We start from the raw sequence: 12,593 nt of genomic DNA on the forward strand, positions 1-12,593 counted from the left end.
AACTTGTATGGCATTCGGCGAAAGAATACATATCTCATCGCCTATTTAAATCAGTAGAGGAACTGAAAAACTTATTAAATAGGTTGTTAAATCAGGGAGAGTTAATAATTAGATGGGGAAGAAAAATTAAAAATAAAGGTAATGCTGCTATTGCAAACTAAATGTGGAACAGCTTACTAGTCGCAGGTTAGCTGTCACCATTTTCTGTTTGGCCTTTTGACCAAGGTGTAGTGCTGCTCGAACTTGTGCTTCGGTTTTTTCAAAAGCATTGGCTAATTCTGTCATTGTTGGTTCACGGTCTAGCTGTTGAGTGAGTTCATTTTTAGATTGCTCAATGACAATCATTTCTTGTACCTGTCTACCATAAGCGATTTCTTCCTCTGGCTTTAATAAAGGATACTGACCAATTTCTTGCAAATAGACGCGAACCATGTCGGAACTCAGGCTGGACATACAAACTTTTCGACTTTTTTAAACCAGGGGATTTAAAAGTATAAATCAAATAGCTCATTAAAATTTTCTATTTTGAAGAACCAAAACATATCACCAATGCAGTCCTGCCTGAAGCAACCGTTGCTGTAACCTTGTGTACCGCCGTTGGTCATCAGTAGAGCGCACCGCCAGAGATATCGCTTTTTTTGCTCCAACCACGATCGCTAACTTCTTGGCACGGGTCAGCCCGGTGTAAAACAGGTTCCGGGTCAACATCATATAGTGCTGCATATAGATTGGTAGAATCACCACCGGATATTCTGAACCCTGGCTTTTATGAATAGTCACGCACCACGCCAGGGCAATTTCATTCAAGTCAGCGTAATCGTAAACCACAGTCCGCTCACCATATTGCACTGCAACTTCCTGCTCGACAGTATCAATGGCTTGGATTATTCCTAAGTCGCCGTTGAAGACTTCGTGGTTGTAGTCGTTGGTCAACTGGATAATGCGATCACCCTCGCGTAACAAATTCCCACCTCTGTTAATCTCCACCTTGTCGGGGGCGGGTGGATTAATCAGCTGCTGTAACACGGTATTAAGATTGCGAGTACCCACAACTCCCCGTGTCATTGGGCAAAGCACTTGGACATCAGTGGCAGGATTAAAACCTAGGCGAGGGAGCAAGTCTGTAATCAACTCGCAGATTGCTTGCACTCCATGTTCAGGCTGATGACCTCCGCCATGCCATAGACAATCAGTCACAGGATTGTCAGAGATTGCCTCGATTGTGGGATAAATTCCTCGGTTAATTTGATGAGCAGCAGTGATAATTGCGCTCTGTTGGGCTTGTCGAAATACTTGGGTTAACCGCACCACTGGTACACAACCAGAATTAATCAAGTCAGCAAGTACCTGACCTGCCCCCACTGACGGTAACTGGTCAATATCACCCACTAACAACAGTAAAGCGCCATCCAATACTGCTTTAACTAAAGAGTAAGCTAGAAATAAATCAAGCATCGAAGCTTCATCAGCGATGATTGCCGTGTGGGGCAAAGGATTTCCGCTATCGCGCTTGAAACCCCTTGAGCGGGGGTCAAATTCTAACAAGCGATGTATGGTTTTGGCTTCCAGCCCAGTCATTTCACCCAAACGTTGAGCAGCCCGTCCAGTAGGTGCGGCCAGGGCAATAGATTTACCCATTGCTTTCCACAGGCTGACAATGGTGTGAGTGGTGAAGGTCTTTCCAACGCCAGGACCACCAGTAAGGATCATGATTTTGGAATAGGCTGCTGTTTCTACAGCTTGGCGTTGCTGTTCTGAAAGCTGAATTCTACGGCTGGCTGTAAAGCGGTTAATCCAATCACGCACACGCTCAATGTCAGTGCCAACAGGATTTTCCAAGCGTTGGCGTATCAGTTGAGCTAAATTCTGTTCCGTATGAAAGTAAGTCGGCTTATAGCAAAGTAGCCTTTTTTCTTCATCCCGCTCTCTAATCAGCTCGTCTGCCAGAGCCATATCTTTAATAATGATCGCAACCCCTTCTTCTGTGGGCTGATGAGATTCGGTAGTCAGCAGTTTGATTACCGACTCAATCAGTTCGCTTTGTGGCAGGTAACAGTGACCATCTTCGGCAGCTTCACTTAGGCAATGGATAATCCCCGCACGATAACGAAATTCTGAGTCAGGGGCAATTCCTATATTTCTCGCAATCTTGTCAGCAGTTAGAAAACCAATACCGTAGATGTCGGCTGCTAGCTGGTAGGGGTTCTTGGTAACAGTGGCGATCGCCTCATCCTTATATTGCTTGTAAATCTTCACAGCATAAGTGGTAGAAACGCCATGTCCCTGGAGAAACACCATCACTTCTTTGATAGCTTTCTGAGTTAACCAAGCGTTTTTGATTAAAGTAATCCGCTTTTTAGCGATGCCCTGAACTTCGATTAATCGCTCGATCTGGTTTTCGATAATATCGAGGGTTTCGAGTCCAAAGTGAGCTACGATGCGTTTGGCTGTTACTGGGCCAACACCTTTTATGAGTCCACTGCCCAAATATTTCTCAATTCCTGTGATAGTGGCTGGTTTGGTTTCTCGATAATTAACTACCTGGAACTGTGGCCCAAATTGTGGATGGTCACGCCAGAAACCAGTTAGCTGTAGAGTTTGACCTGGCTGAATATTGGCAAATCTGCCGACAATTGTTGTGAGTTCTGTGCTGCGGGGGCGGGTCAGTCTTGCCACAGTGTAGCCTGACTCAGCAGAGTAAAAAGTTAAACGTTCTACAACTCCAGTGATTGTTTCGTTTTGAGGAAAGGCGCTTACTTGTTGAGGGGAAAGATTAGGAGGAGTGGACATTGCTTATGATCAGATGCCGCACATCATTATAGTAATAGATAGATAGGAATAGTACTGGAAGCCAGTTAATTATAGTACATAAATACTAATTTGTACATCTGAAATTAGTGTAATGAGGAAGCACAAAATACATCAGATCCTAAGATCGAATGTCACTAAGAAAACGTGAAACCTCGCTAGGGCAGGGTGTTGGGGGCAGGGTTGCAGGTTCGTGTTTAAGACAATTAAACTTCAGTTGCGTCAAGGAGTTCAACATTTTCTTGATTTCCCACACCCTATACCCCACACCCAAAACCCAGTTATATCAAGGGTTTGTGCTTAACTTAGTGCCATTCTCTTAAGATCCTATTTAGAGATTGACACCGCATATTAAGTAATTTTCTCTCTAGATCGTGAACAGTTGATTTTTTCTGTTGACCCTTGTTGTATTTTGCAGTTAAACTCAGAGTTTTCATAGATTTGGCTATTTTGAAGCTATACCAGTAAGAGCATTACTTTTTGAGTAATAATAGTTGTTGCACTTGTAACAAACGAATTATTAACTGGTATTACTTGAGTAAGTGTAAGTTCATCATCAATAGGTTTGTACGAAAATCATGTCGCAAATTATTGCGATCGCTAACCAAAAAGGCGGTACAGGAAAATCCACAACAGCAGTACATCTAGTTTACTATCTGGCTATTAAAAAAGGTTATAACACTTTGCTGATCGATGCTGATTCACAAACATCATCATCTCAATGGATTAACAACCTAGAGAAACCTATTCCTTTCAAAGTGATTCATGAGAAAGACAAACTTTTTCATGAAATTCCTAAGTTAGCCAAGCAGCATGATTACATCGTAGTTGATGGGCCTGCGGGGCGTTTAGATGATGAAACGAAAGCAATTTTGTCATGGGCGGATATAGTATTAGTACCAATTCAGCCAAAAGTTTTAGACCTCAGTTCTACACTCAAGGCAGTTTTGCTAATTAATCAAGCTCAGGAAATCCGGGAGGGTTTACCAAAAGGCGCTCTTTTCCTCAACAGAGCTAAACAGGGTACTCGATTAAAAGATGAAGCCACTCGTTTTTTAAAAACTATACCTGGGGTGATATCGCTCAAGACTATCATTCATGACCGAGAAGTTATTGCAGATGTACCAGGACAAAACCTAACTGTTTGGACAATGACAGGTAGGCCAGCAGCAGAAGCAAGACGTGAATATACTCAACTATTCAATGAAATTTTCGACCTGCTTAAAATTTAAGAATATAACTTCTTAGCTCAAACCAATTTTAAAGCTATGTCTCAAAAACGTAAATCATTAGATGAAGGAGCTTTAGAGTTTTTCATTAGTAAAACTCCGCAATCTGTTAACCTTCCTACTACTAAAGCTGATAACTCTGTTCCAATAGAATCAATTCGTCTTCCTAAACAACAGCCTCGGCGCTATTTTGATCTCCAAAAGATGCAACAGTTAATAGCGTCTGTCAAGGAGCATGGCATTTTAGAACCATTGCTTGTGAGGACGGTTTCTGAAGGACAATATGAGTTGGTAGCTGGGGAGAGGCGTTATCGTGCCGCTCAAGAGATCAAATTAGTTAATGTACCAGTCGTAATTCGCTCCTTAAATGATGAGGAAGCACTACAAGTCGCACTAATTGAAAACTTACAGCGAGAAGACCTTAACCCTGTTGAGGAAACTGAAGGAATTCTCCAGCTACTGGGAATCAAATTAGAGCAGCCTGTAGAAAAGGTTATTTCTCATCTCTATCGGATGTATAACGAGGTCAAGGGAAACATTAGTACATCTAACCCTAATGTTAGGGTTAGCGGTGAACAAGAAGATCCTTATACATCTAACCCTAGTGTTAGGGTTAAAACTGAAAGCCAAGTTGTACAAGCTATTTTTGATTCATTAGGACTAATGACATGGGAATCTTTTGTGAAAAACCGCTTACCTCTGTTGAATCTGCCCGATGATATCTTGGAAACTCTACGTCGAGGGGAGATTGCCTACACAAAAGCTACTGCAATTGCAAGAGTTAGAAATGAGTTACAAAGACAATCCTTACTTAAAAAGGTAGTAAACGAACACTTATCTTTAGCGCAGATTAGAGAGCAAATCAATAAGCTTAATGAGCATGAAGCGGTTACTCCTTCTAGTCAGGAAGCCCCCTTGAAAAATCGAATAGATAAAGCTTACCAAGTGATCAAAAAAACAAAGATATGGGATGACCCCCAAAAACAGAAACGATTGGAAAAATTAGTTAGTGCTATCGAAGCTTTGATAAATGAATTTAACTAAGTGGCAATAGGTACAAGTGATTTTTACTAAAGGGCGACATTAAATTTACCCAATTCCCAATTCAAACATTTAAACAACAGCCTCAAGTTACTAGCCTGAAATCAAACGAACTATTGTCATTGATACAGAGGTACAGTGATCGCTACCTCATTAGTCATTACAATTCCCCAAGGAGTAATTGCCCTCAGTTATACCAAGCAAAGTAAAATGTAAAATGTCTCAGTTGTGAACCTGAGTTACCGCCAGAGAAATGCCAGTATGTGAGATTTCTAGACTGCGATGAACCAGTAAGCCGGATTATATTTGAGTGCTGGCACTGTCAACAGTGAAAAATCAGCGAGTACACTGGTGAACCAGTAATGGGAGAATATGAAGGTCGTCCTTCACTAACCCAGGTGAAAATCCAATGCCTCAACTGTGAGCAGACGGCTATCAGATTAACAACTAAAGAGGTGCTTTCGACAACAGCGATTCCTTCTCCTTGGCAGCAATGATGGTACACACCAAGATTAAGAGTGATTGGTGAAAGATATTCATGATTGATAATGCAAAAGTTGAAAATTTTACCCTCAATAATAACTGCACTAACGGCACTGACACTAACTAGTTGCAGCACTACTACTGCTGAACAGTATGAAGCTACAGCACTCACCAGTTACACCTGGCTTGTTTTGTATGCGAATAACCTAACTAGTCAACCACAGCCACGAATTGAAACTTTTGCGAATACTTCAATGTTGAATCGGAATGGATTGAAACCGGAAGGAGCAGTTGTTGGCCCAGATGACAGAGGGTTATGGTGGCCTACTTTACCGCCGCGACCAAGTGTTGATGAAGTTGAACAACGCAAAAGACCTCAAGAAGAGGCAGGCAAACCTGAATTGGTGAAAAATGTAAAGTACAAACTGACCTATGGGGTGGGTAATTCTCAGCAGACCCTACCTACTAATTATGATGTTTATCGGCAAGTAGCAAAAGCTTACCCCCAAAAGACTCCTTTGCAATTGACTTTGGGTGTGAATGATAATTCAGTTGAGAAAGCTGAACCTGTAAGCAAGTAGTAACGCACTCGTTACATAGTCAGCAAGAAGTTAAAGATCAAGACTGAATTGCTTTTCAACAAAAGATTGACAGTAAATTATAAATCAAACAGTCAACGATGATCTAAATTAATTTCTGCTACGTTGATAAAAAAGATTTCAGAAATTCTCAATGGGAGTCATATAGGAGCTATATATACCCCAAAAATAATTCAACACTTTGATGATATTTTGACCCCTATATAGGATGCATATAGGTGCTAAATGAGGTATATCTGACTAATTGAAATTTTGTGTCCCACTTAGCCCCCAAGGGGATATGATAAGCTCTTGAGGCTGGACAAAAAGGGGGAGTTATTTTATTTTTCTCTACCTCTGCTTCTCCAAATCATCTGAACAGAGAATTTTTACAAATTAAAGTGTATTACTTGGAGCCTATGTCAAACATTCACAGCTTACAAAAAATTTTTCCTGCGGGTTTCGATAACGGTTACGGAAGTCTCAAACTTTTAGTCGAAGGCTTTGAAGTAGTTCGTGTCCCCAGCTATATAACCAATGCCGAGATGGAAGATGTGCCAGGGCGTGTAGTTTTTAACGGTAGTGCTTACACTGTTGGAGAGTCAGCTTACCGGACAGGAAATTATTTTGACCGCAACACAGACAATAATGAAAATAAAGTCAATAATGCGTTGTTAACTTTATTGGGTGCATTGGCACATCTCCCACACCGTAGGGCTTGGCACTTAAAATTAGTCGTCAGCTTACATGATGTCGGTCTGGCTGAAGAATTACAAAAAGTACTCAATGGAGAATATCAGCCAATACTTGCTGGCAAACAATCAGACGTAAAAGTAGAAGTGCTGAAAGTTGTACTAGAGGGTATGGGTGCATTGTTTGGGCATCCACTACCCAAAAAATTAACCATTTTAGACTTTGGCAATGGAACAACCCTGTATTCTCGTTACAACCGGGGTCAACGAGAAGTTCACACCGCCTACCCCATCGGTGTAGAAGTCCTCATTGATGATATCTCCCAAAAAATGAAACATCTAAATGGCGGAAAAATCGGGGATGCCTCCAAAATCCGATTTTGTCTGGAGATGGGGCATACCAGGTACAGCCGTGACATTGATATTAAAGATATATACAGCGCTTGCTTGAAAGATTGGTATGAAAAATACTTGAAGAAAGTGGTGAATCTGACACTTGATGCCAAGCACCAGGGAGATGAAATCTGGGCGATTGGTGGAGGCTGCCTCTTACCAGGATTTAAAAAGCTGTTGGAGAAAAACGGCTTCAAAATCTTGGACAATCCGGTAGAAGCCAATGTCTCTGGGCTTTTAGAGATGGCAAAAACCATTAGCAGCAAGAACCCAACTACTACATCTTTTAAGTGAAGTTTTAACAATGGTAGATAAAAAAGACTTAGCACCGGAAAAAGTTCGCCTCAAAGATAATTACCGAGAGCGCATATTTGCAGAATCGCAAAAACTAGATAAAAGTTACCTGGACACGATTTACTTTATAGTTGATTGCTATTTTGTTTTCATCAAGGCTGGATTACCTGCACAACATATAGCAAACACTCCGATTAATACTGAGTCAAATCAACTCACCTCTCGGACTTCAACTCCATTTGCAGAGGAGAAAGAAGAAGATTCTGAACCGGAAACATTCAGCCTTGATTTTGATTTGTAACCGTCAAAGGAAGTTGACAATGGTAAAGAAGGGGAATTAGCCTTCAGGGTGGTAAGGAGAATGCTACGCTTGTTAAGCGTAAATCCCTGGTATTCCTGGATCAAAGGGTGTAAGGAAGCAAGAATATGTTGTTCTATTTGATACACTAAAACTCAATTTCCCTAACACACGAAGCTGCAACCCTACCCCCAACATGCTTCTTAGTGTGGGGAATTAAGAAGATGTTGAACTCCTTGACGTACTGGTATTCAATTGTCTGAAACACACGAAGCTGCAACCCTGCCAGCAAAGAGGTTTCACATAAACCAAGCGTGCCATTCCATCAGTGAGAGCTAATTCATCAGCGTAGGCGTAGCCCGCCGCAGGCATCGCTTACGGTCGTTCATGTCAGCACAAGGTTATTCTTCCTCCTCTTCTTCCTCGTATTCATAATCTGCATAGTCTTTCCCGTGTTTCTCGTACCATAAACGTTCTTCTTCTTGAGCCGCCTCTCGCTGTATTCTCTTCCTTTCGGCAATTTCTGCCTCCATTGCTTCTTGCTCTAACTTTGCCTTCTCAAACTTTTCTTGCTTCAGCCTTTCTCGCTCTTGGGTTTCTTGGTCTACCCTCTCCTTCTCAATTCTGATTAATCGCTGCTCGATTCGCCAACAGTAGAAATCCAAAGCCTTGCCCGTCGCGGCTCCGGTAACTGCACCACCGACTAAAAAGATCAGTCCAGTTTTCCAGCCTTGAATAGGGCCACCACTCAACTCCAAACTTTTTTGATTCAGCCACACCAGCACAGAGAAGACAAAAATTCCAACTACTGTATTGATCAGAGCGAAAATTCTGGGTGTGATCTCAGTCTGTCGCAGTACCAGCCACTGTCCTAGCCAGAGTATTGCACCAAAGATGACAGCAGCGATCGCACTCATGACAACATGATCTGGATATCTGAACGGATCTAGTGCCATGTTAATGATCAATGGCGTAAATATCAGCGCACAGAGCAAAAAGCCAATTAATAAGCCAGCAACACCTATCAGGCTCCAGTAACGACCCAGATAACCCAGACGGAATTCCAATATCCACTCTTGTACTGGGAGCATGGTGACGTAAAATGCCATTGCCGCACTGACGTAATCGAGCATTAGCAGAAGTTTTACCCGTGTGTTGCTTTGTATTCTACACAAGTTTCTGTACGATTCCTCAAGCGCCCACGCCCAGGCAATCGCTTTGCGAGAAAGAGAGCGAAAATTATTGAACTGATAATCCAAATGAATCCAAAACAATTAGAAGGCTCCATTTTGGAAGCTGTCTCTGACGCGATTACAAGAGTTTGGACAAGTGAAGAAAAAGAGTTTATTCAGAACAATTCAGAGCTACAAAATAAACTTGAACAATGGCTAAATAAAACATTTAAGTGATACTTGTTGGCATCCAGAAAACTATAGAATAGTCCGAGACTTAAGCACCCCTTCAAGCTTCAGTCAACCCATGAATTTCTTTGAATATATTCCTTTTTGAAACTTCTTGTATGCGTCTGGCACTTGATTACGAGGCTGGTAACGCTTCGCGTAAGTTTTGTGAACATTACAAAAATTTCGGAGAAATACAATGGATATTCAATCAACACTTACCCAAGCTATTGAAGTTATTGTGATGAGCTTTGTTGCTCTGACGATTTTCGATTTTATTGACGGACTTTATGTTGTGCCATTACCATCTATTGCAATTGCACAATCCAATACCAGTTCCAAATCCACAGTAACAGCAACTCAATTTGAGCCACTATCTAACACTGAACAACTAGTAGTCGAACCTCAACAAATCTCCTTCGTTACATCACAATTTGAGGAAATTTCTGACCCCTGGACATTAGAGCTAGAGCCTCACAACAGTTCTACCGAAATTCAACCAGTTGTACTCCCATTCCCCTCACTAAGGCTGCTACCGCCAGCAACAGGAGTACAACCGAAATCTAAGGCTAAAACCGCCAAGAAATCTACTCCCCTCAAAGGCAAAACTACCAAAACTTCTAAGACTACTGCAAAAGCGACATCTACTAAGGCTCCACGAAAATCCGCAAGACCACGCAAGCAGTCGGCTTAAGTAACTTTGCTGGTTTTCGTGGAGCTTCGACACAGACACCTATTAAAGGAGCGATCGCTATTCTGAAAACGTGATCGCTTTTTTGTCATTTCAACGTGAGCATCCCACAGAAATCAACATCTTGCGATTGAAGTCTACTTTGATTGCCGCTCGCTGTACGAATCTTCCTGTGCAGTATCGGCTACGCCAATTTTTTGTGAAAATCAATACTATATACAGTCATGGTCAGCCTAATCGCTACACAAGGATGTCTCTTCGACCTGCAAACAGTTCTGGACTACGGGCAATCTGTTGTGAACGTTGCCCAAGAACTTGTTAAATTATTAATTGAAAATCGTCCTATCTCCACAAAAACTGTTTCTACCCAGATGAATCGTTACTTCAACGGCACGGCGGCACAGGGGAAGTGGCAGTGGAAGGACGGATACGAAGCCCTTGAGGTGGCGTTAATCTTGTACTTGCGGCAAAAGGGGCTGTCAGATAATCCCTTAGAACAACTGCGACGGCTTGAGTTGCTCTGCCCCACGCATACCCGCCGCAGCGAGGGGCAATTAAAACTTCAGCAGTTCTCGACTCCGCTACCCCTAGCGTACTTAGTAGCATTGGCAGGACAAATCACAAACAATGACCTGACGCTTGAACCATCAGCTGGTACTGGGATTTTAGCCCAGTTTGCTAAACTTCAAGGTGCAAGTTTGATGCTCAACGAGCTAGCCGACGACAGAGCGAAGATTCTGCGACGATTGTTCCCTGGCGTTCCCTTATTCTCTGTGAATGCCGAACAGATTAATAACTATCTGGCAGGCAAGACTCAACCATCTGTAGTGCTGATGAATCCGCCATTCTCATCATCACCCAAGATTAGCGATCGCAATCCCGACGCAACAAAGAACCACATCAACTCGGCATTGCAAAGACTGGCTGACGGTGGACGGCTGGTAACAATCACAGCCAATTGGTTCTCTCCCAATAATCCTACTTGGCGAGAGACTTTTGTTAAGTGGCAGGATTTTGCGCGAGTTCTCCTGTCTGTTGGGGTCAGTAGCAAGGTGTACTCCAAACACGGGACGACGATGGAAACCCGAATTACAGTAATCGATAAAGTCCCAACTGATAATCACAGTGACATTCCCTGTATTTCCGAAACCTTGGACTTGCCTGAACTGCTGGCGTTGATTGAGCAGTTACCTGAGCGATCTCCGTGGGAAGGCTCAGAAAAAGTTAAAACTGCTGCGAAGGCAATTGTTGTTCAATTGCCAAAGCGTATTACAGTTGCACAACCAGAAACAGTTTCCTCTCTTCCAGACGACGTAGTAGTGCTGGAATATGAGGTTATCGAGTGGACGGCTAATGAGGGATTGAAAGATACCCTATACGAAACCTATCGCCCACAGCGAATCCGAATAAAGGACGCTTTACCTCATCCCTCACTGCTTTGCGAAAGTGCAGCCCTAGCACTTGTGTTACCACCAGCACCAACTTATAAACCGCATCTTCCTAGCAACATTATCACACAAGGCTTGTTGTCAGAGGCACAGCTTGAAAGCGTTATTTACGCAGGTCAAACGCACTGTGAATTTCTGTCTGGTTCATATTTGGTAGATGATTCGTGGGATAATGTGACTGTAGCAGCACAAAGCGAAGAAAATGCCGTAAAATTTCGGCGTGGCTGGTTTCTTGGCGATGGGACGGGTGCCGGTAAGGGTAGACAATGTGCAGGAATCATCCTCGACAATTGGTGTCAGGGGCGAAGAAAAGCAATCTGGGTATCAAAAAGCTCTGCATTAATTGAAGATGCCCGTAGAGACTGGTGTGCGCTCGGAGGTAGTGAGAAAGATATCATTGACCTGAGCAACATTAACCTTGGCGATCCAATTCCCTTCACCCAAGGCATTCTCTTCTGCACATACTCTACTCTACGTTCTCAAAAGAACGGCAAAAGTCGGCTTAAGCAAATCGTTGAGTGGGCAGGCAAGGACTTTGAGGGAGCGATCGCCTATGACGAGTGCCACGCGATGGGTAACGCAATGGCTCAAGAGGGTAAACTCGGTATGGTTGCAGCATCCCAGCAAGGCATTGTTGGGCTGCGGTTGCAAAACGCATTACCGCAGGCACGGGTTATCTACGTTTCTGCGATTGGAGCGACGAAGGTTTCTAACCTGTCTTATGCAAATCGTCTGGGGCTTTGGCAGACGGGCGACTTTCCGTTTACCTCCCGTGAGGATTTTGTGGAATCCATTGAGGGCGGTGGTATTGCCGCAATGGAAGTCGTCGCAAGGGATCTCAAGGCTTTGGGACTGTATCTGGCGCGGAGCCTTTCATTCGAGGGAGTTGAGTATCAAACTCTCGAAATTGAGTTAACGCCGAGGCAGGAACGGAGCTATAACAGCTATTCCGATGCTTTTCAGGTTATTCATAATAATTTAGAAAAAGCGTTAGAAGCTTGTAATATCTCTGGCGCAAAAACGTACAATCGTGCTGCTAAGATGTCTGCCAACTCGCAGTTTGAGTCACACAAGCAAAGATTCTTCAATCATCTGCTGACCGGGATGAAATGCCCTACCCTGATCCTGACTTTTCACGGGATGTGGAAAAGGGGATTGGTTCGCGATAGCTAATCGCGAACCAATCCTCTGGACTTAAGATGATTTGCGTCCTCTAATATAAGGTGCTTGTAGTATCG

12 protein-coding genes and 1 pseudogene are annotated in these 12,593 nt (G+C 43.0%); 10 read left to right on the forward strand and 3 right to left on the reverse strand.

The annotated features are described in order from the left end of the window. Window positions 1-161, forward strand: a pseudogene (locus tag H6G97_RS35610) (IS630 family transposase); the annotation flags it as partial. On the opposite strand, the gene H6G97_RS35615 reads toward H6G97_RS35610, so the two are convergent. Together H6G97_RS35615 and recD2 are read right to left on the reverse strand one after the other, a co-directional pair. Next, complete coding sequence (locus H6G97_RS35615) at window positions 148-453, reverse strand: sigma-70 factor domain-containing protein (RefSeq protein WP_190945231.1); 306 nt, start codon at window positions 451-453, stop codon at window positions 148-150. The pseudogene H6G97_RS35610 and the gene H6G97_RS35615 overlap by 14 nt on opposite strands. Window positions 454-543: 90 nt before the next feature. After that, complete coding sequence (gene recD2, locus H6G97_RS35620; protein ID WP_190945233.1) at window positions 544-2,790, reverse strand: SF1B family DNA helicase RecD2; 2,247 nt, start codon at window positions 2,788-2,790, stop codon at window positions 544-546. A gap of 596 nt (window positions 2,791-3,386) precedes the next feature. Here recD2 and H6G97_RS35625 point away from each other — a divergent pair. From H6G97_RS35625 to H6G97_RS35645, 6 genes are all read left to right on the forward strand, one after another. Then, window positions 3,387-4,040 carry a ParA family protein gene (locus tag H6G97_RS35625; RefSeq protein ID WP_190945234.1) on the forward strand — a complete coding sequence of 218 codons (654 nt, stop codon included), beginning with the start codon at window positions 3,387-3,389 and terminating at the stop codon, window positions 4,038-4,040. A gap of 36 nt (window positions 4,041-4,076) precedes the next feature. Then, a complete protein-coding gene (locus tag H6G97_RS35630) occupies window positions 4,077-5,081 on the forward strand; it encodes a ParB/RepB/Spo0J family partition protein (protein ID WP_190945236.1) in 1,005 nt (334 codons plus the stop codon). A 359-nt stretch (window positions 5,082-5,440) separates the two neighbouring features. Continuing rightward, window positions 5,441-5,575: a hypothetical protein gene (locus tag H6G97_RS54985; RefSeq protein ID WP_277883383.1), complete on the forward strand. Its 135-nt coding sequence runs from the start codon at window positions 5,441-5,443 to the stop codon at window positions 5,573-5,575. A gap of 51 nt (window positions 5,576-5,626) precedes the next feature. Then, a complete protein-coding gene (locus tag H6G97_RS35635; RefSeq protein WP_190945238.1) occupies window positions 5,627-6,142 on the forward strand; it encodes a hypothetical protein in 516 nt (171 codons plus the stop codon). Between the two features lie 416 nt (window positions 6,143-6,558). Beyond that, window positions 6,559-7,518, forward strand: a complete 960-nt coding sequence (locus H6G97_RS35640; protein WP_190945240.1) for a ParM/StbA family protein — start codon at window positions 6,559-6,561, stop codon at window positions 7,516-7,518. A gap of 10 nt (window positions 7,519-7,528) precedes the next feature. Then, window positions 7,529-7,819 (forward strand): hypothetical protein, encoded by a 291-nt coding sequence (locus H6G97_RS35645; protein ID WP_190945242.1) that lies wholly within the window; start codon window positions 7,529-7,531, stop codon window positions 7,817-7,819. Window positions 7,820-8,217: 398 nt separating this feature from the next. On the opposite strand, the gene H6G97_RS35650 is transcribed toward H6G97_RS35645, so the two are convergent. Next, a complete protein-coding gene (locus H6G97_RS35650) occupies window positions 8,218-8,949 on the reverse strand; it encodes a hypothetical protein (RefSeq protein WP_190945244.1) in 732 nt (243 codons plus the stop codon). A 126-nt stretch (window positions 8,950-9,075) separates the two neighbouring features. Here H6G97_RS35650 and H6G97_RS35655 point away from each other — a divergent pair, with 126 nt between their 5' ends. The 3 genes from H6G97_RS35655 to H6G97_RS35665 all read left to right on the forward strand — a co-directional run bounded on the left by H6G97_RS35655 (window position 9,076) and on the right by H6G97_RS35665 (window position 12,528). Then, window positions 9,076-9,225 carry a hypothetical protein gene (locus tag H6G97_RS35655; protein ID WP_190945246.1) on the forward strand — a complete coding sequence of 50 codons (150 nt, stop codon included), beginning with the start codon at window positions 9,076-9,078 and terminating at the stop codon, window positions 9,223-9,225. A gap of 190 nt (window positions 9,226-9,415) precedes the next feature. Beyond that, window positions 9,416-9,910, forward strand: coding sequence for a hypothetical protein (locus H6G97_RS35660; RefSeq protein WP_190945249.1), 495 nt, complete (start codon window positions 9,416-9,418; stop codon window positions 9,908-9,910). A 221-nt stretch (window positions 9,911-10,131) separates the two neighbouring features. Further along, entirely contained in the window at window positions 10,132-12,528 is a 2,397-nt protein-coding gene (locus tag H6G97_RS35665) for a strawberry notch-like NTP hydrolase domain-containing protein (protein WP_242055718.1), read from the forward strand. Window positions 12,529-12,593: the final 65 nt, after the last annotated feature.

Source organism: Nostoc flagelliforme FACHB-838 (assembly GCF_014698065.1).
Lineage (GTDB): Bacteria > Cyanobacteriota > Cyanobacteriia > Cyanobacteriales > Nostocaceae > Nostoc > Nostoc flagelliforme_B.

Bases quoted from the DNA above. Each gene is read 5' to 3' on its own strand.
- H6G97_RS54985 (WP_277883383.1), top strand. From the start codon at position 5,441: ATGGGAGAATATGAAGGTCGTCCTTCACTAACCCAGGTGAAAATCCAA.
- H6G97_RS35630 (WP_190945236.1), top strand. From the start codon at position 4,077: ATGTCTCAAAAACGTAAATCATTAGATGAAGGAGCTTTAGAGTTTTTC.
- H6G97_RS35650 (WP_190945244.1), bottom strand. From the start codon at position 8,949: ATGCTCGATTACGTCAGTGCGGCAATGGCATTTTACGTCACCATGCTC.
- H6G97_RS35615 (WP_190945231.1), bottom strand. From the start codon at position 453: ATGTCCAGCCTGAGTTCCGACATGGTTCGCGTCTATTTGCAAGAAATT.
- H6G97_RS35655 (WP_190945246.1), top strand. From the start codon at position 9,076: ATGAATCCAAAACAATTAGAAGGCTCCATTTTGGAAGCTGTCTCTGAC.
- H6G97_RS35640 (WP_190945240.1), top strand. From the start codon at position 6,559: ATGTCAAACATTCACAGCTTACAAAAAATTTTTCCTGCGGGTTTCGAT.
- H6G97_RS35660 (WP_190945249.1), top strand. From the start codon at position 9,416: ATGGATATTCAATCAACACTTACCCAAGCTATTGAAGTTATTGTGATG.
- H6G97_RS35635 (WP_190945238.1), top strand. From the start codon at position 5,627: ATGCAAAAGTTGAAAATTTTACCCTCAATAATAACTGCACTAACGGCA.
- H6G97_RS35665 (WP_242055718.1), top strand. From the start codon at position 10,132: ATGGTCAGCCTAATCGCTACACAAGGATGTCTCTTCGACCTGCAAACA.
- recD2 (WP_190945233.1), bottom strand. From the start codon at position 2,790: ATGTCCACTCCTCCTAATCTTTCCCCTCAACAAGTAAGCGCCTTTCCT.
- H6G97_RS35645 (WP_190945242.1), top strand. From the start codon at position 7,529: ATGGTAGATAAAAAAGACTTAGCACCGGAAAAAGTTCGCCTCAAAGAT.
- H6G97_RS35625 (WP_190945234.1), top strand. From the start codon at position 3,387: ATGTCGCAAATTATTGCGATCGCTAACCAAAAAGGCGGTACAGGAAAA.